The following is a 17,679-nucleotide window of genomic DNA, read 5'->3' as shown; positions in this document are numbered from 1 at the left end:
GCGGCTCATCATTTCAGCCTGCCTTCAAGCCCATGAGCGAGCCGTGTCAGAGGGAAGAGAACTGCAAGATATAGCACTGCAATCAAGGTGTAGGTTTCAAGCGGTCGGTAGGTCGCTGAGGTGACAAGCTGGCCTTGGTATAAGAGGTCTGGCACCGCAAGAACCGACAAAAGCGATGTGTTCTTAAGCTGAAGCACGGACTGGTTGACCAATGGCGGAACCATGCGACGCAACGCCTGCGGCAAAATAATTTTGCTCATAAGCTGCCCGCGGCGCATACCGATTGCACGACCCGCATCCCACTGGCCTGCATCAATTGAAACGATGCCACCACGAATGATTTCCGCATAAAATGCCGCGCCATAGAAAGTAAGCGTAATGAACGCCGCCATTGCTGGCGAAATTTCCAGGCCGATCAGCATCGGGAGCGCGTAATAGCACCAGATAAGCTGCACCAGAACCGGCGTACAACGGAATACTTCTACAACCGTCATAATGGGTACGGTGATGATCTTATTGCCGGAAAGCCTGCCAAGAGCGAAGACCGTTCCAACGAATATGCCGGAGATCACTGTTATAAATGTGAAACCGACGGTGTAGGCCAGACCTTGGAGAAACAATCCCCGATATTGCCACAGGCCGGAAAAATCCCATTGATAGTCCATTAATTCACTCTTTCTGACATTCCGGCAAAGGCACGGGCAGAGGTTGAGCTGAACAGCCAGTGTCCAAGCGACAGAACGTCGAAAACCGGAAAGCCACATGTTCTTGACACTGCTTGTGCAAATGGCGGCATATTCGTGCATTCAAGCACAACGGCACCAAGATCAGGTTCGCGTAATTTCAGCTCTTGCGCCGCTTGTATGATTTCCACTTCCAGGGCGATGCGATCATAATCGCCGTTCCCCTCAATCAACTCGCGAAACGCACCGCCATTCGGCATGCCAATGCGCGGTGTTTGAATGTCGGCTCCACAGGCCATAAGGATCGCATCATCAAGGCTGACTTCGTCATAAGTGATTACGCCGACCTTGCGCTGCGGGCCAATCAGTCTGCTGACCATTGGCAACTGGAGCAGGCTTGAAGTGCCTATCGGCACCGAGAGCTTTGCACTCAATGTGCCTTGGTGCCGTGCCATGAAACCGCATGAAGTCACAAGCGCACTGCAACCCACAGCAATCAAAGCCTCCCCGGCCCTGACGAAGTCTTCAATCAAGTCCGCGCCACCCTGACGAATAATTTTATCGGGCGATGCTCCGCATACCTTTTGGAACCGGACCGGCATTTCCCAAGATGCCGGATTACCGACATCTCCGGGCGGACGGGGAAAGCCGGTGTCAAGCATGATGACACCGAGTGATTTTTGCTCGAACTGCATGACGATTGACGCGTCAGAATTTCAGCGTTGGCGGCAGATCAGATGGCTGCACGCCAACAAGCGAAAGACTGCCGACGATCCAATCGTTGACCTTGCCCTCCTCGCGACGCTTTTTCAGCCAGACATCAACGTAGTCGCGGAATTCGCCTTTTTCGTCTTTACGCACACCAATCGTCGTTGGCTGGCTATCCAATGGCTCCGGAACAAACACTTTAAATTTGTCACCCAGCTTGTGCGCTGTTACCACAGACATCAGTGCGACCTGCACGATGGCATCGGCCCGACCAGATTGTAGGGCAATAACGGTTTCATCCGCACCTTTGAGCGCGACGAGCGTACAATTGGGCAATGTTTTACGGGCAAAAAGGTCCTGCGTAGAACCAAGATCAACCGTGACGCGGATTTCCGGTTTGTTCAGTTCTTCCCACGTTTTGACGTCGCGGTCCTTGTTGGTGATGATGGTGAAGACATTGTCCATCATCGCTTCAGTGAAATCGACAGTCTTCGCGCGTTCAGGATTATTGCTCAGAGCAAACATGATATCGATTTTGCCGCTCTGAAGGTCCATAACGGAGTTACCCCAAGTGGTTTCGACCATTTCCAACGGGACACCGATATTTTCGGCCAAGTCGCGGCCCATGGAAACGCAGAAGCCGTCCCATTCGCCGGTTGCAAGATTTTTCTGATAATAGGGCGGGGTACCGTTAAAAACGCCAATGCGTAACGCACCCCGATCCTTGATCGCTTTGAGCGTCACACCTTCTTCGACAGCCCAGGAAAGTCCGGGTGCAAGCATGATAGCAGTACCGCCCATAAGCGTTGTCTGGATAAACTTACGTCTGTTCATTTTGTTTCCCTCTTTTTTGACCGAGCATTATTGTGCACTTGAATGCGCCAGGCTGCTTTCTCTATTAAATTTATTGGAAAGTACCACCGAGTAACTGACGTTCTCGATCTCTTCTATCTGTGCCAGCTCTTCAATCAAAGCCTCAAGGTCTTCGAGAAAGCCGACATGCACGCGGCACATAATGTTGGCCGGTCCACTGATCGCATCCGCCGTAAGGATTTCCGGATAAGCACGCAATGTCGCAAACAAACGTTGTGCGATGCGCTGTGCGGCCGTGATAAACAAATAGGCAGAAATGCTGTTATCGTCCGTTGCCCGACGAACAATGGCACGATAGCCCAATATAACACCGCGCCGCTCCAGACGGCCTATGCGCTCTTGAACGCTTGATCGGGCAAGCCCGACGCGCCGGGCCAATTCGCTTGCAGGAAGCCGTGCATTCTCTTCCAGGATACTGACCAGATTTCGGTCGATGCTATCACCGTAGTCCATCGTGTTCCCTTATATTTATTTTTTATGAGAATGCGGCCCTTTCTCATCAAATAAAAGCATTGAAAAATGGATTAAGCATGAATTAAAATCATGATTGAAATCTGAGGGAAACCATGCGCCGCTTTCTTCCATCTCTTTCCGCCTTGCACGCTTTTGATGCGTCCGTACGCTATCTGAGTTTCACGCGTGCATCTGAGAATCTTGGCATGACACAGAGCGGCGTCAGCAGGCAGATTCAAAATCTTGAAGCTTTTCTAGGGCTTAAGCTCTTTGAACGTGCCGGGCCACGGCTGGTTTTGACGGAAGAAGGACAAAGCTATTACGAAGAAGTCGCACGTATTCTTGCAAAGCTCGAAGAAGTGTCGATGGATGCAGTGCGTGGTTACAAAACGCAAAGCCTGCTCAAAGTTGGCCTGCCGCCGACGCTTATGCGGAAATGGGCGCCTCACATTATAAGCACCTTCGCCCGAACCTATCCGCAAATATGGTTTGAAGTGTTTCCCTGCTCACATGATCTCGACTGGAGCAAGTCCGATCTCGATCTAGCCGTACTGCGCGGCATTGGAAATTGGGCGAATGTCCGCAGCCATCTGCTTTTCCCGGAAGAACTTGTGGTTATCGGCTCACCCGATCTTGTGCCTGAAAACGGGGTGGCTGGAGATGTCGAATTGCTCGACTTTCCGCTGATTCAGAATTCAAACCGGCCAAGCCTCTGGCTGCACTGGCTGCGTGGTGCGGGTATTCATTACAACAAGCGCATTTTTGGTCCGCGCCTGCCAACGCATGACGTTATTATCGAGTGTGCTGTTGCTGGTATGGGGCTCGCCATAGCGCCCAGAATATTCGTACAGGAGGAGTTGCGGTCCGGAAAACTAAAGCTTGCGCTTGATCGTGTGCAAACATCGGGAGAAAGCTATTTTCTCTGTGCTGCGCAGGCGCGTCAGGGTTCAAAAAATGTTCGCCTGTTTCGCGATGGATTTATTGCAGAAGCAAAACGCCACAGACATTCTCTGTCTGTGGCGTCGTAAGCTTAAATATAGCTACGTTCAGTTGGCGTTAGATTGAGAGGATCTTCGCCGCGTTTCAAAAGCCATGAATAAACGGGCGGCACCCGATCAGCGATTGATTCAACATGAATATCAATGAAGCACGGTCCATCTTTCCACGCGAAGGCTTCAGCCATCGCTTGATCAACCTCATCGGCGGTTCTGGCAGTCCATGCCTTCAGACCATAGGCTTCGGCAATGGCCTGTCCCTTTGGCGCCAGAAAATCGACCCCGAAACACTGATTATGACCCTTTAATCGGTGCAGACCTTTGATCCAGCCAAATGTCGCATTGTTGAACAAGATCAGAAGCGCGGGCACCTGTAATCGCACCAGCGTTTCTAATTCACCGACTGTCATGCCAAAGGAGCCATCACCAAACAGTCCGATTGGTCGCTTATCGGGGTCTGCACGCCATGCGCCAACAGTTGCAGGCAAAGCCGAACCCAATCCGCCAAAAGCGCGCGGAATGGCAAAACGGGTTTCTTGGTCATTGATCTTGAGAAAGCGGGTCATATAAGGTGTCGGTGTGCCCGCGTCTGAATAGATTAGTGCTGGTTGGCCCGACTGACTGAGTGCCTTATTAAAGGAGCGCACAACACGTTCGGGACGCAAAGGAATACGCTCGTCGTTCAAAGCTTCCTCAGCATGTTCCCAGAAAATACGCCGGTGAGCATTTAAGTCTTCAATCCAGTCATCGTGCTTCTTAGGCTCGATTGTCAGCTCAATCTGCAATAATTCTTCGAGGACCAACAAAGCGTCTCCTTGAACAGAGAGCAGGTTCTCGTAATTATTGGCCATGATTTCCGGCGAAATATCGATCTGGGCCAAACGCCGATTGAGTGTAATCTTGGGAAATGTCCAGCCAATCGTCACCACAGAACCGATGCGCGATCCGACAAACAATGTGAAATCGGAATGTTCCAGCGCCCAATTGGCATGGGGATGGTAACCATTGTCACCAATCACACCAATGGCCAAACGATGATCATCATCAATAGCGCCCTGCCCCGTCATGGTTGTGCACATGGGAATGTTGTATTTTTCTGCAAGTTGCGAAATCTGCTCACCGGCTCTGGCGCGATTAACGCCACCGCCCGCCACAATGAGCGGGCGCTCAGCCTTGGCAATCAGTTCTAAAAGTTCATGCAGTTTCTGCTTGGGCGGAAGAGTTGGGAAAGCGGGGAATGTTTTGCACTCATTTTCAACATGGAGAGAAATTCGTTCGGGATCAACCTCAGCAAGAAGCATATCTTCAGGGATCTGAAGATGTACCGCGCCGGGTTTGCCGGAACAGGCGACGCGAAACGCGCGGCGAATGATTTCGGGTAATTTATCGGCTGATTTTACCTGTACAGAAAGCTTGGTCACCGGCTCAAAAAGCTTGGCACAATCAAGCTCGGTGAGAACACCACGCCCTTCCCCAGGCAGCGGAATATCGATGGTCAGCAGGATAACAGGGATGGACGAGCCGTTTGATTCAGCGACGGGTGGCAGCGAATACATCGCGCCTGCGCCAGAAGGACACTCAAAAACACCAGGCCTGTTGGTAAACCGTCCATAAGCATCGGCCATATAACCCGCAGAGCGTTCATCTCGGGCCATGATATGGCGGATCTCTCCTTCACGCTGCTGTAGCGCTTCATATAATGGCACGTTGGTATCGCCCGGCACCCCGAAGATTGTCTCCACACCATAGCCAATCAACATTTGGACCAAAATATCCGCGCCGCGCATTCTATACTCCTTCGGAATCGTGTTGGCACAGCTTAGGAGCAATTGTTTTCGGGCAGGACCGGCAGATCGGCGGCCAGAGCGTATCAGCACCGACGAAACGCAGGTGTGAGGCAGCGTAATCACGTTAAAAATCAACGGCTGAGTTTGGAGTTTTGCCCCAAATTTCAGAGAGATAAATGTGTATATCGGTGCAGACATAGTAAAGCTGCGAGGGCAGCGGAGCAAATGTCTATCACCATTTTTTCAGAAGGCTAAGGAGCGTACAAACATACGCTCCTTATGATTTGATTATACGGCGTTCGTCTCTTCTTTTGTCTCGCTGATGTTCTCTTTAGTACGAGAGCGATCAAAGATGCTCATGATGAAAACGAAAAATACCGGCACAAAGAAAATCGCAAGAACCGTAGCTGAGATCATGCCACCCAACACGCCGGTACCAATCGCATTCTGACTTGCCGCACTTGCTCCTGAAGCGATCGCCAAAGGAACAACACCAAGAGTAAAGGCGAGAGATGTCATCAAGATGGGTCGGAAACGCAGGCGACAGGCTTCAATCGTAGCCTCCAGCAATGGTTTACCTTCTGCTCTTAAATCTTTGGCGAACTCGATAATGAGAATTGCATTTTTAGCGGACAGACCAATGATCGTGATCAGACCTACCTTGAAATACACATCATTGGGCATGTCCCGAAGCATAACAGCGAGTACCGAGCCAATAACGCCAAGCGGCACAACCAGCATGACCGAAAGCGGGATGGACCAGCTTTCATAAAGCGCAGCCAGAAGCAAAAAGACAAAGAGGATTGTCAGAGCGACCAATATTGGAGCAGTCGATCCCGACTGAATTTCCTGTAATGACTGGCCCGACCACTCATAACCGAAGCCGTCAGGCAACTCACCTGCAAGTCGTTCCATCTCCGTTATTGCGGCACCGGACGAGTAGCCCGGAGCTGCATTGCCGCCTATTCTCACAGCCGGATAGCCGTTGTAGCCGACAACCTGAGCAGGCCCCTTATTCCACTCAACTGTCGCAAATGAACGAATTGGAACCATTCCGCCATTAGAATTGGGAACATTCAGATTGAGCAGATCATCCGGCCCCATACGCTTTTCCTGATCCGCCTGTATTGTCACGCGTTGCATGCGACCTGCATTAGGGAAATCATTAACGTATGCGGAGCCAAGATTAGTCGAGATCGTCTGGTTGATCGCCGCAAAAGTGACACCGAAAGTATTGGCTTTCTCGCGATCTATATCCAGATTGAGCTGTGCCGCATCCGGCATGCCTTCGATGCGAACGCCCACCAGAAGAGGGCTTTTATTTGCGGCAGCCAACAATTGCTGGCTCGCAGCTGCAAGCGCTTCCGTGCCCGCACCAGAGCGATCCTGCAAACGGAACTCAAAGCCGCCGGTTGTACCAAGCCCCTGAATAGGAGGCGGTGATAGTGCAAATGCAATCGCATCGCGGATCTGGAACAGTTTGGCATTCATGCGCGCAGAAAGCGCATCGGCTGAGTTATCCGCATCGCGTTCTGACCAGTCTTTTAGTGTAACGAAAGCCAGACCCGCATTGTCACCTGCACCCGAGAACGAGAAGCCCTGGATCATCGTGCGACGATCAACGGCCGGTTCTTCAGCAAAGATTGCATCAACCTGATCAGTGACGTTCATTGCACGATTGGCACTGGCCTCTGCAGGCGCCTGCATATCAACAATGACAAAGCCTTGATCTTCATTTGGCAGAAACGATGAAGGAAGTTGCATGAACGCGTATGCAAGACCTGCAACAATTGCAACGTAAATGATCATAAACCGTCCGCTACGCTTGACGATATAAGTCACCCAACCGGTATAGCCGTTGGTTGTGCTATCAAACTTGCGGTTAAACCAGCCGAAAAAGCCTTTCTTAACGTGATGGCCTTTTTTGATCGGCTTTAGAAAAGTCGCGCAAAGAGCCGGTGTCAGCGACAGCGCTAGGAAGCCCGAGAAGAGAATTGAAACCACCATCGTCAAACTGAATTGCTGATAGATGACGCCAACAGCACCCGGGAAAAAGGCCATAGGGACAAACACGGCCGTCAAAACCGTCGTAATACCGATGATGGCGCCGGAAATCTGGGTCATGGCTTTTCTTGTGGCTTCTTTGGGCGACAGCCCTTCTTCCGCCATGATACGTTCGACGTTCTCGACCACGACGATGGCGTCATCGACGAGAATGCCGATAGCAAGAACCATTGCAAACATCGTGAGCACGTTGAGCGAGAAACCTGACACGTACATAATTGCACACGTGCCCAGTAGGGCTATTGGCACGATAATTGTTGGAATGATTGTATAGCGAAAGTTCTGCAGAAAAAGGAACATGACGACGAAGACCAACGCCACGGCTTCGAGGAGTGTATAAAGAACCTTTTCAATAGAAACTTTCACGAAGGGCGACGTATCGTAAGGGATCATATACTCTATCCCTTGAGGGAAATAGCCAGATAACCCCTCCATAGTTTCGCGCACAGCATCCGCCGTTGCCATAGCGTTGCCCGTTGGTGCCAGCTGCACACCAACAAGAGCTGCGGGTTGCCCGTTGATCTGCGTCGAGAAATTATAGCCTTCGGCACCAACTTCAATACGTGCAACATCGCGCAACAATACAGAAGAACCGTCAGCGTTTGCCCGCAAAACAATTGATCCGAATTCTTCTGCTGATGTCAGTTGTCCCTTTACGAGGACCGTTGCGGCGATCTGTTGATTGATAGGGTTCGGCTGCGCGCCAATTCGCCCCGCAGCGACCTGTGCATTCTGAGCGGTTATTGCGTCGTTGATGTCGCTGACGGATATGTTCAGGCCGACCATTTTGTCTGGATCAATCCAGACACGCATAGCTCGCTGGCTGGCAAAAACCTGAGCCTTCCCGACGCCGTCCACGCGGCGAATTTCTCCAACAATATTTCGGTTTAGATAGTCGCCAAGTCCAATTACGTCCGTGTTGCCATCGCTTGAAACAAGCGCGACCATCATCAAGAACCCTGAGCCGGCTTCTTCGACCTGAACGCCTTGCTGCGTTACAACGCGAGGAAGTCGCGCTTCAACACGACGAATGGCGTTCTGAACATTGATGGAGGCTTCCGCAGAATTCGTACCCGGTGCGAAGGTGACATTGATGGATACGCTACCAGAAGAGTCTGACGTTGATTCAAAGTAGATCAAACCACTGACGCCATTGAGTTCTTCCTCAATGGGCCGTGTAACACTCTGATAAATATCCTCTGGCGACGCACCCGGAAAAGAAGTTGAGACAGTGATTTGGGGCGGCGCAACATTCGGATACTGCGCAACAGGCAGCATCGGAATTGCGATGATGCCCGCAAGCATGATGAAAATTGCAACGACCCAGGCAAAGATGGGCCGTCCAATGAAAAACTGTGCCATAAAAAATCGATCCCTTTGCCGTTATTCTTTGGTCGCGCTGGACTGATCGGAAGACTGCGTTTGAGTCTCCGATTTTTCTTCATCAGCATCAGCCTGCCAAGGCGTTGGATTTACCGCGGCACCCGGTGCAATTTTCTGGAATCCATCAACGATGACGCGATCACCATCTTTTAGGCCTTCTGAAATAACCCAGCGCTCCCCAATAGTGCGGTCCGTTCGAACGCGGCGAAGCTCCGCTTTATCTTCAGCACCAACCACCAGAATGCTGGCCTGACCGCTATTGTCTCGTTGAATGGCTTGTTGGGGGATCGCAAATGCATTTTGCTGGATGCCCTGTTCCACATGAACGCGGACATACATTCCAGGCAGAAGATTGCCATCAGGATTTGGAAACTCGCCGCGTAAGGTTACTTGACCCGTTGTTTGATCAACAGTCGCTTCCTGAAACAGCAGCTTCCCTTTATGTGGATATTCGGTTCCATCGTCATAAATCAATGTTACGGTCGCCGCTTCTGCGTCCGAGCTGGAAACTGCACCACTCTCAAGGGCACGGCGAAGCTTAATCAAATCACCAGCAGTTTGTGTAAAGTCCGCATAAACCGGGTCCAACTGCTGAATGGTCGCAAGACTCTCTGCATTGGTAGAACTCACCAGTGCACCTTCGGTAATCAGTGCGCGCCCAATCTTGCCGGAGATAGGAGCCTTCACATCGGCATAATTCAATTCGAGTTCAGCCGAAGCAAGACCGGCTTTTGCAATCGCGACATCCGCATCCGCCTGCGCAAGCGCTGCAACCGCGTTCTCCACCTGTTGGGTCGAAACTATGTTTCGTGAGCCGAGATTTTTTTGGCGATCCTGTGTCTGCCTGGCTTGCATCTGAACAGATTCAGCTCTTTGCAGCGTGGCTTTGGCGCTCTCTACTTGTACACGGAATGGCTGCGGATCAATGCGATAAAGAACATCGCCGGCCTCTACCATGCCACCTTGTTCAAAAACCCGTTCAACCAATATCCCGGTAATCCGCGGGCGCACCTCAGCGATACGCGTGGGAGCAACACGTCCGGGAAGATCGCTAATGATCGGAATGTTCTCAGATTTCACTTCAATAACACCGACCGATGTCGGAGGCATTTGCTGTTCAGAAGCGGCTTGCTCACCTTCACCGCACGCAGCAAGAATAAGAAGCATTGTAAGAGAGGTGGCATAAAGGAGGGTCTTTTTAGTCGATAGCATGTGTTATCCAGGGGGTTGGAGCACCAAATTCAGTTTGATTTTTAAGCGAGATCACGTCGCGCCAAGCGGGCCGTTAATTCCGGAGAGTTGCGTAATTTCGTCTAGGATTTGCGTGCGAGCTGCAGGTGTCAAATCGTAGAGATCATACCATTCGAGCGACCGCAGCCCTTCGAGAGCCAGATGGGCCAGCGTTGCGGATTTTTTGTTGTCGGACGCTTCTTGAATCCGATCAGAAAGCGATTTGTAATAGGTTCGAACCTGTTTTAATATTTCTTCATCTTGAACGAATGCCGCGCAAAGCCCGATAGTGATTACCCGATCGCGTTCAGATATTTTTTCTCGCGTTAAGGCGATCATCCCAGCCAACGGAGGATTGGAACTGCTGGAGCAAGCAGCAATTGCCGTCTCTAAAGCTTCCTGATCTCGGGAAAGACGTCTTGAAACGATCGCGCGAACAAGGCCTTGCTTCGATTTAAGATCATAAAGCACGCTTGCTTTGCTAACATTTGCTTCTTGCGAAACAGCATCAAGCGTCAGCTTAGCAAGGCCGTCACGCAAGATGACCGTTTCAGCAGCATCAAGGATTGTATCAGGATCTATGTGTCGAGGTCGAGACATTGCATCACCAAATTAAATACCAACCAGTCGGTTATGAATAATAAGGCGTAAAAGTCAATACTTTTAAGGGTGGTTTATTACGATTTCCTGTTTTTCAGGCCTCCTGACAGACAGCCCCTAAATGAGAGAAATTCGTTCATTCAGTCAGGAGAACCGCAACTTTTTCTGCATTTAACCCACGACGGTTTCTGAAAGCGACTTGCGCCCAAAGACAAAGCTGCCTGATCAGGCTGCCAATCGTAACTGTTGAGCGCGGCTGCAATCGCGATGAAGGTGAAGGGGATTGATAAAACGGTATTGCCCATGACCAAGCCCTAATTTGTTGCGACCAGCCTTATTTGAGCGAACAGATTAAACGGCCCCACCGCAAGGACAATACGAGGAACAATCATCGACGCCAGTGTGAACGCAAACGGGCGACTGCCGACGCAGCGAAGTCTATAAACGGGTGAACTTCCCCATCAAAAGTGAAGGGCTTCTGTTAGAAAGAACGGACAGGAGGCTTAGAGTTGATGCAGCGCGAATGTACCGAAGAGTTTAAACGCGAAGCCGTTTGAATTTTCACTCCAAGCGGCTGAAGCATTTCGTCGCTTGTCGGTGTTTTTGGAATTGGCGAGTCAACACTTGAGTGTTGGCGGCGTAATTTTGCTGAGAAAAATTTACTTGCGCGTCCGCATAAGGACAGGAGTCAGAAACTGGCGCGCTTTCGAAAGAGGGCCAACCTTTCGCATCAGGAACGAGACTTATGAATAAAAGCGATGTAGATTCACCCCCGTCAACCCAACGTCATATAAAATGGCGGTTCGTGGCGTTTGATAGCCTATGTTTTTCTGGGGCTGCAATTGAGTTGATCGGCCACCTGTTCGAGCATCTTGGATGAATGTTGCTTCAAGCAAGTTTTCTTTGGAAAAGATTGCCGTAAAAGCTGGTTTGTATTTTCGTTCGTATCTCTTTGTCATGGACTTTGCGGATCGCAAAAATAAACAGGCATGCCTGTTGCTTCTGTGAACTCTTGATGCTTTGCCAACTCCATACCACGATCCCAAGTCAGGCTTTTTCGTAATACATGGGGTAGGTTTTTAAATTGCTTTACAAGCGCCCGTGTTACGGAGATTGTATCTTTGCCGTGGAGTTTAAGCAGCATCGGAAATCGTGTTTTTCTATCGACTAATGTGGCGATATGTGTATTTCCAGAACCGCTGATCAGGTCACCTTCCCAATGACCCCATATTGAACGCTCTTCTATCTCTGATGGCCTTCTATCTCTGATGGCCTTTTATGTATGGATTGTCTGAAGTCAGCACCCTTGGGACAGATTTAGGTCGCGTGGACAAAGGAGGATTTCTGGTTCATCATAACTTTCATGGATTGAAGATGAACAAGACATCCGGGACATCGGAGGACGCGGCGGACAAGCTTGTCAAAAACATCCGTCGCAAGACCCGTCAAACCTATTTGGTAGAGGAAAGCATCTCTGTGTTGTACCGCCGCGAAGTCATCGCCGAAAGCCTTTATTACAGTTGGTCGAAGGAGTTCCTGGAAGCGGGCAAGCGTCAGCTCTGGGGGCAACACGGCACGGCAAGCTACGTCGCCGGAAGTAAAGGACCTTCGCTCTGAAGCTTTGTCGTTGAAGGAATACGTCGCCGATCTGACCCTGGAGAACCGGGGTCTACTGGAAAATTACGACCTGCCGGGCCACCTTAAACACCAGATCGGAACCTTCGTGGAATACTACAACAATCAGCGTTACCACGAGAGCTTGAAAAACGTCACGCCCACCGACGTCTATTTTGGACGCGACAAAGCCATCTTGAGAGAAAGGGACAAGATCAAGAAACTGACAATCCACCAACGCCGCTTGCAACATAAAAAACAAGCGGCATAATCAGTCTCACAAACGAACCAGAGCCTCCAATAATCAAGCCGCTCTGATGTCCAATTTTATATGACGACGGATACGCACGGTGTTTCAACCAAGAATTGAAGCCATTAAGGCTATTGGACAATATATTGATGGCTTCTATAATTCCAGCCGAAGACATTTCGCACTGCGATATAAATCGCCAATCTCATATGAGATGACAATGCGAAATCTAGAGCCGGAAACTCTCCACTAATTCAGGGCAAGTCCAGTCGCTCGTTCCCGAGGAAACATGGGTTGTTGCGAACTTTAAGGAAACGCAGACGAAGAACATGAGGACTGGCCAGCCCGCCACCATTAGCGTCGACGCTCTCGATGGGGCGATGCTGCAAGGCGTCGTGGAGCAAATCTTTCCTGCCACCGGTACCGAGTTCAGCGTGCTCAAAACCGGCAATGCCAGTGGTAATCTCATCAAAGTCGTGCAGCGTCTAACAGTAAAAATAGGCCTTGAACGCGGTCAAGATGCGGTTGAGCACATTAGGCCCGGCATGTCCGTACACACCAGTGTAGATACATCTAGCTAATCAAAATGGATTGAATAGACACCCACACCATACCAATCTGCGAGAACTACACGGCTCGCATCATCTTATTATCAGCGCGAAAATCGTGATTTTGGGTTGATACTGTTGAATTCTGTCTGAGTTTAACCCAGTTTCGTGTTTGGTGCTTATCAGATATACTACCTATATCCTGTTGATTTTGTTGTTTATTTCCGTCGAAGTGTGGGTTACGGCAATCCCCCCGAAACATAAACTGGTTCAAAATCAGGTCAAACTCGACAAACGGGTTGCCAACTGCGACGTGTCTCCTATTTGCTGATGAATGAATTTAAGAGAATACTGTTTCTTTTTCGATCTGGACGGAACGTTGCTGGACTTGGCTCCAACGCCTGATGAAGTGTCTGTCGAAGATGGCCTGCAGGCTGTGTTGCAAAAAATGGCCGAAGAAACAGATGGCGCCATTGCAATTGTTTCCGGCCGGTCCATTGAATTTATTGATCGGCTGCTTCCCGGACATCATTTAACTGTAGCGGGCTTGCACGGCGCAGAAATCAGATCTCATGGATCCACTGAAATTTTCGCTGGAGATGCATCTTCAGCTTTCAACAAAGCCCGCGAAAAAACGCGACACTCTGCAAAAATGATCGCGGACCTTGTGTTTGAAGACAAAGGTCGGGCCTTCGCTGTTCACTATCGCCAGACCCCGCATCAGGAACATTTGGTCAGGCGACTAATGTCTGATGCAAGTCAAATTGCGGGCCCAGAATTCGAGTTGCAAGCGGGTAAATTTGTAATCGAACTCAAGCCTTCTGCCAGCAACAAGGGCACTGCCATTGAAACGCTGATGTCAACGGAGCCATTCAAAGGAAAGCGTCCGATTGCTGCGGGTGATGATCACACTGACGAAGCCATGTTTTCAACGGTAAATCGGCTGCATGGTGTGAGCATCCGCATCGGCTCTCCAACTGAGGACTTTAAAACAAATGCAATGCTGGTGGCAGAAAGCCCTCAGCTTTTCCGCAAATGGATCAGGAAACTCGTTGAATGAATAGATTAGATACTGGTTTACGAGCTTCGCAGTCCCTTGATCTCGGGGTTGTCGGAAATGCCTCACTTGCAGCGCTTATCAGTCGCGACGCCGGTGTTTCGTGGATGTGCGCGCCACGCATGGATGGTGACCCCGTCTTTTGCGGACTGCTCAATCCAAGTGAAGATGAAATAGATGGGATGTGGCAATTTCGGTTGGCTGATCAGGTTAGCAGCAAACAGCATTATGTTCGCAACACCGCTATTTTGGAAACGATACTGACAGACAAGCATGGCAATCAGGCTAAGATCACAGATTTTGCGCCTCGATACAAAATGGGAGGGCGCATTTTTCGTGGCTTCACTCTCGTGCGCATTGTCGAAGCTTTGTCCGGCTCTCCATTTATCAGCTCATCACTCAGACCCCGCTATAATTATGGCGCACAAAAACCCGATACGACAAGGGGCACGAGCCATGTTCGCTACATTCTCGGAAATCAGATCCTAAGAATGACCACAAATGCGGCCGTTGATTATGTACTCAACGAAACTGAGTTTCTTCTGGACCGGCCTTTGGCATTTATTCTTGGACCAGATGAGCGCTTGACAGACAGCCCGATGGCCGTTGCCCGTTTATTTCAGCAGAAAACTCAGACCTACTGGACTGAATGGGTTCGTAGCCTGGCATTGCCTGCCGATTATCAGGACATTGTTATTCGTGCTGCGATAACGCTCAAGCTTTGTTCAAATGAAGAAACTGGGGCGATCGTCGCGGCACTTACAACATCAATCCCTGAATATGGAGATAGCGAGCGCACGTGGGATTATCGTTTCTGCTGGCTGCGGGATTCCTATTTCACTGTGAAAGCACTTAACAGTCTTAACGCAACGCTGACCATGGAAGATTATCTCACTTATGTGTCAAATATCGTAGCAGGATCGTCTGATGGCTATATGCAACCGTTGTTCGGGCTAGGTCTGGAGCGTGAGGTCGACGAACATACCGTTCCCAGCCTCCAGGGATACAAGGGATTTGGCCCGGTAAGACGCGGCAATGCTGCCTGGACGCAGGTTCAAAATGATGGCTATGGATCAGTCATTCTGGCTGCAACTCAATACTTCTTCGATGAGCGCTTGCCCAACATAGGTGGAGAACAACTTTTCCGTAGATTAGAGCGTTTAGGCGCTGAAGCCGAAGCCCGTTGGGACAAACCTGACGCAGGACTTTGGGAATTCCGAACAAGAAATGACGTTCATACACATTCCGCGCTCATGTGCTGGGCTGCCTGTGACAGGCTTTCGCGCATCGCACAAAAGCTGAATCTGACTGAGTCCTTAGAGCGATGGTCTGCCAGTGCATTGCGTATTCGCGAGTTCATTCTAAAAAATGCATGGAGCGCAGAGCGGAACAGTTTTGTCTCCACATTCGGAGGGACAGAGCTTGATGCCAGCCTGCTTCTGATGGCCGAAACCGGCTTTATACCGCCGGATGATCCACGTTTTCTGGCAACAGTTGCGGCCTGTGAGAGCGAGTTGCGCTTCGGTAATCATCTTTATCGCTATCGAGCCCCTGACGATTTTGGGGCACCGGAGACTGCATTTACTGCGTGCACGTTCTGGCTGATCGATGCACTTGTCAGGACAGGCCGTAAGGCCGAAGCGAGGGAAATATTCTATGAGGTTCTGTTGCGCAGAAATCACCTAGGTCTCTTGTCTGAAGGAGTGCATGTCGAAAGCGGCGAATTGTGGGGCAATTTTCCACAGACTTATTCGATGGTTGGACTGATCAACGCGGCGATGGCTCTCTCAAGATCGTGGGAGGAAGTTCTGTGAGCAGGTTGATTGTCGTTTCAAATCGTGTACCCGACCCAGACAAACCACCAACCGGAGGGCTGGCTGTTGCTCTTCACGCAGCGCTCAACGAGCGCGGAGGTATCTGGATGGGCTGGTCGGGAAAATCAAGTGGTGAGGATAGCCCCGGCCCCCTCATTACACGTCAGGAAGGCCACATTACCTATGCCCTGACTGATTTGTCTGATCGCAATCTCGCAGAATATTATAAGGGGCTTGCAAACAGTGTTCTGTGGCCGCTTTGTCATTATAGAATTGATCTGACTGATTATGCCCGGCGCGACATGGCGGGATATTTGCGGGTAAATCGTCTGTTTGCCGAGCGTCTCGCACCGCTTATCAAAGATGATGATCTTATATGGATACATGACTATCACCTGCTACCGCTTGCCGCTGAACTACGGCAGATGGGCTTGAAAAACCGCATGGGTTTTTTCATGCACATTCCATGGCCATCCCCGGACGTGTTTTTCACGCTCGCTGTCCAGGACACACTTCTACGCGCTATGACCGCACTCGACCTTATCGGCTTTCAAACAGAAGATGATGCTGAAAACTTCGCGCTATGCCTTAAACGGGGAGGTCTGGCAAAGCCGGTTAACGGTAACCCTAGTCTCTTTGAGAACCCAAATCGTCGTTTCCGCATCGGCGCTTTTCCAATCGGCATCGATACAGACGCTTTTATACGAACGGCCGAAACGCTTAATAACAGCGCCACCTTACAGCGCTTCCGAACCTCGCTCGAAGGCCGCGACCTGATCGTCGGTGTCGACCGGTTGGATTATACAAAAGGGCTTCCCGAACGACTGACAGGCTACCGGCGCTTTCTTGAGGTAAATCCTGCATGGCATGGAAAAGTGACCTATTTGCAGGTAACGCCTAAAAGCCGCTCTGGTGTTGGTGAATATGATGCTCTGCAACGTGAGGTCGCCGAGATTGCCGGCCATATAAACGGTGCAATGGGACGGTTGGACTGGACGCCGGTGCGCTATGTAAACCGCGCCTTCAGCCAAAACGTTTTGGCGGCTATTTACCGTATGGGAAAAGTGGGATTGGTAACTCCTCTGCGTGACGGAATGAACCTTGTCGCGAAAGAATATGTTGCCGCGCAAAATCCCGAAGATCCTGGTGTCCTTGTCTTATCGCGTTTTGCCGGCGCAGCACATGAACTCGGAACTGGCGCTTTGTTGGTTAACCCTTATGACGTGGAAAGTATTGCTGACGCGATCGGTCGTGCGGTATCTATGCCATTGGATCAGAGAAAGGAGCGGCATTCAACGATCATTAAAATAATCAAGGAAAACAACGTGTTTACTTGGTGTAAAAATTACCTGAATGCACTGCAAGATAACCTTTAGCATATTGTTAAACTTAGATTAATTAGTAGAGAGCCCATGGAAATAATTGACGGATACTTGTCGTAATTTCTGACCTGTCATACAAGATAACCTAGCCATAATCTAGCTCGGCCCGCAAATATACGGCGATGACTGTGAACTTCTGCATAATTGAAACTGGTGTCACTACTGGGAATCAGTTGCGGGGAATTTTATGGAGATTGTAAATTAGGTCGCACACTCATAAACTGGGTTTTCAAATTGG

14 protein-coding genes and 4 pseudogenes are annotated in these 17,679 nt (G+C 50.2%); 9 read left to right on the top strand and 9 right to left on the bottom strand.

Going from position 1 to position 17,679, the window contains the following annotated elements:
• Positions 1-8: 8 nt before the first annotated feature.
• From CEV31_RS13485 to CEV31_RS13470, 4 genes are read right to left on the bottom strand one after another with little or no spacing between them, the layout of a single operon-like run.
• A complete protein-coding gene (locus tag CEV31_RS13485) occupies positions 9-665 on the bottom strand; it encodes an amino acid ABC transporter permease (protein ID WP_094507583.1) in 657 nt (218 codons plus the stop codon).
• Positions 665-1,378 carry an aspartate/glutamate racemase family protein gene (locus tag CEV31_RS13480; protein WP_094507582.1) on the bottom strand — a complete coding sequence of 238 codons (714 nt, stop codon included), beginning with the start codon at positions 1,376-1,378 and terminating at the stop codon, positions 665-667. Before CEV31_RS13480 ends, CEV31_RS13485 begins: the two co-directional genes overlap by 1 nt.
• Positions 1,379-1,391: 13 nt before the next feature.
• Entirely contained in the window at positions 1,392-2,225 is an 834-nt protein-coding gene (locus tag CEV31_RS13475) for a transporter substrate-binding domain-containing protein (RefSeq protein ID WP_094507581.1), read from the bottom strand.
• Between the two features lie 27 nt (positions 2,226-2,252).
• Complete coding sequence (locus CEV31_RS13470) at positions 2,253-2,717, bottom strand: Lrp/AsnC family transcriptional regulator (protein WP_094507580.1); 465 nt, start codon at positions 2,715-2,717, stop codon at positions 2,253-2,255.
• Positions 2,718-2,830: 113 nt separating this feature from the next.
• On the opposite strand from CEV31_RS13470, the gene CEV31_RS13465 reads away from it, so the two are divergent.
• The gene (locus CEV31_RS13465) at positions 2,831-3,745 is read left to right on the top strand and encodes a LysR substrate-binding domain-containing protein (protein WP_094507579.1); all 915 of its coding nucleotides are present in this window, start codon (positions 2,831-2,833) and stop codon (positions 3,743-3,745) included.
• 2 nt (positions 3,746-3,747) lie between these two features.
• On the opposite strand, the gene CEV31_RS13460 is transcribed toward CEV31_RS13465, so the two are convergent.
• The 4 genes from CEV31_RS13460 to CEV31_RS13445 all read right to left on the bottom strand — a co-directional run bounded on the left by CEV31_RS13460 (position 3,748) and on the right by CEV31_RS13445 (position 10,776).
• Positions 3,748-5,499, bottom strand: a complete 1,752-nt coding sequence (locus CEV31_RS13460; protein WP_094507578.1) for a thiamine pyrophosphate-binding protein — start codon at positions 5,497-5,499, stop codon at positions 3,748-3,750.
• A gap of 288 nt (positions 5,500-5,787) precedes the next feature.
• Positions 5,788-8,925: a multidrug efflux RND transporter permease subunit gene (locus CEV31_RS13455; protein ID WP_094507577.1), complete on the bottom strand. Its 3,138-nt coding sequence runs from the start codon at positions 8,923-8,925 to the stop codon at positions 5,788-5,790.
• Positions 8,926-8,946: 21 nt separating this feature from the next.
• A complete protein-coding gene (locus tag CEV31_RS13450; RefSeq protein ID WP_094507576.1) occupies positions 8,947-10,158 on the bottom strand; it encodes an efflux RND transporter periplasmic adaptor subunit in 1,212 nt (403 codons plus the stop codon).
• A gap of 51 nt (positions 10,159-10,209) precedes the next feature.
• Positions 10,210-10,776, bottom strand: coding sequence for a TetR/AcrR family transcriptional regulator (locus CEV31_RS13445; protein WP_094507575.1), 567 nt, complete (start codon positions 10,774-10,776; stop codon positions 10,210-10,212).
• A gap of 512 nt (positions 10,777-11,288) precedes the next feature.
• Here CEV31_RS13445 and CEV31_RS21315 point away from each other — a divergent pair.
• Positions 11,289-11,522, top strand: a pseudogene (locus tag CEV31_RS21315) (IS3-like element IS1953 family transposase); the annotation flags it as partial.
• Here the strand turns inward: CEV31_RS21315 and CEV31_RS21310 are convergent.
• A pseudogene (locus CEV31_RS21310) lies at positions 11,520-12,034 on the bottom strand (IS30 family transposase); the annotation flags it as partial. The pseudogenes CEV31_RS21315 and CEV31_RS21310 sit on opposite strands and share 3 nt — an antisense overlap.
• A gap of 116 nt (positions 12,035-12,150) precedes the next feature.
• Between CEV31_RS21310 and CEV31_RS13430 the strand changes: the two are divergent.
• The 7 genes and pseudogenes from CEV31_RS13430 to otsA form a co-directional block, all read left to right on the top strand.
• Positions 12,151-12,460 (top strand): annotated as a pseudogene (locus CEV31_RS13430) (IS3 family transposase); the annotation flags it as partial.
• Positions 12,449-12,661 carry an IS3 family transposase gene (locus tag CEV31_RS21230; RefSeq protein WP_407923143.1) on the top strand — a complete coding sequence of 71 codons (213 nt, stop codon included), beginning with the start codon at positions 12,449-12,451 and terminating at the stop codon, positions 12,659-12,661. The pseudogene CEV31_RS13430 and the gene CEV31_RS21230, both read left to right, overlap by 12 nt.
• 73 nt (positions 12,662-12,734) lie before the next feature.
• Positions 12,735-12,893, top strand: a pseudogene (locus CEV31_RS21305) (IS3 family transposase); the annotation flags it as partial.
• 76 nt (positions 12,894-12,969) lie between these two features.
• Entirely contained in the window at positions 12,970-13,221 is a 252-nt protein-coding gene (locus CEV31_RS13420) for an HlyD family secretion protein (RefSeq protein ID WP_094507571.1), read from the top strand.
• Positions 13,222-13,522: 301 nt separating this feature from the next.
• The gene (gene otsB / locus CEV31_RS13415; protein ID WP_094507570.1) at positions 13,523-14,248 is read left to right on the top strand and encodes a trehalose-phosphatase; all 726 of its coding nucleotides are present in this window, start codon (positions 13,523-13,525) and stop codon (positions 14,246-14,248) included.
• Positions 14,245-16,059, top strand: a complete 1,815-nt coding sequence (locus tag CEV31_RS13410; RefSeq protein ID WP_094507569.1) for a glycoside hydrolase family 15 protein — start codon at positions 14,245-14,247, stop codon at positions 16,057-16,059. Before otsB ends, CEV31_RS13410 begins: the two co-directional genes overlap by 4 nt.
• Positions 16,056-17,435 (top strand): alpha,alpha-trehalose-phosphate synthase (UDP-forming), encoded by a 1,380-nt coding sequence (otsA, locus tag CEV31_RS13405; protein WP_094507568.1) that lies wholly within the window; start codon positions 16,056-16,058, stop codon positions 17,433-17,435. Before CEV31_RS13410 ends, otsA begins: the two co-directional genes overlap by 4 nt.
• Positions 17,436-17,679: the final 244 nt, after the last annotated feature.

The sequence above is a fragment of the Brucella thiophenivorans genome, assembly GCF_002252445.1.
Taxonomy (GTDB): Bacteria; Pseudomonadota; Alphaproteobacteria; order Rhizobiales; family Rhizobiaceae; genus Brucella; species Brucella thiophenivorans.
This window is presented reverse-complemented; position numbering and strand designations above follow the sequence as displayed.

What these genes read in the sequence shown, in the direction of transcription:
- CEV31_RS13485 (WP_094507583.1), bottom strand. Translation starts at nt 665, where the DNA reads ATGGACTATCAATGGGATTTTTCCGGCCTGTGGCAATATCGGGGATTG.
- CEV31_RS13480 (WP_094507582.1), bottom strand. Translation starts at nt 1,378, where the DNA reads ATGCAGTTCGAGCAAAAATCACTCGGTGTCATCATGCTTGACACCGGC.
- CEV31_RS13475 (WP_094507581.1), bottom strand. Translation starts at nt 2,225, where the DNA reads ATGAACAGACGTAAGTTTATCCAGACAACGCTTATGGGCGGTACTGCT.
- CEV31_RS13470 (WP_094507580.1), bottom strand. Translation starts at nt 2,717, where the DNA reads ATGGACTACGGTGATAGCATCGACCGAAATCTGGTCAGTATCCTGGAA.
- CEV31_RS13465 (WP_094507579.1), top strand. Translation starts at nt 2,831, where the DNA reads ATGCGCCGCTTTCTTCCATCTCTTTCCGCCTTGCACGCTTTTGATGCG.
- CEV31_RS13460 (WP_094507578.1), bottom strand. Translation starts at nt 5,499, where the DNA reads ATGCGCGGCGCGGATATTTTGGTCCAAATGTTGATTGGCTATGGTGTG.
- CEV31_RS13455 (WP_094507577.1), bottom strand. Translation starts at nt 8,925, where the DNA reads ATGGCACAGTTTTTCATTGGACGGCCCATCTTTGCCTGGGTCGTTGCA.
- CEV31_RS13450 (WP_094507576.1), bottom strand. Translation starts at nt 10,158, where the DNA reads ATGCTATCGACTAAAAAGACCCTCCTTTATGCCACCTCTCTTACAATG.
- CEV31_RS13445 (WP_094507575.1), bottom strand. Translation starts at nt 10,776, where the DNA reads ATGTCTCGACCTCGACACATAGATCCTGATACAATCCTTGATGCTGCT.
- CEV31_RS13420 (WP_094507571.1), top strand. Translation starts at nt 12,970, where the DNA reads ATGAGGACTGGCCAGCCCGCCACCATTAGCGTCGACGCTCTCGATGGG.
- otsB (WP_094507570.1), top strand. Translation starts at nt 13,523, where the DNA reads ATGAATTTAAGAGAATACTGTTTCTTTTTCGATCTGGACGGAACGTTG.
- CEV31_RS13410 (WP_094507569.1), top strand. Translation starts at nt 14,245, where the DNA reads ATGAATAGATTAGATACTGGTTTACGAGCTTCGCAGTCCCTTGATCTC.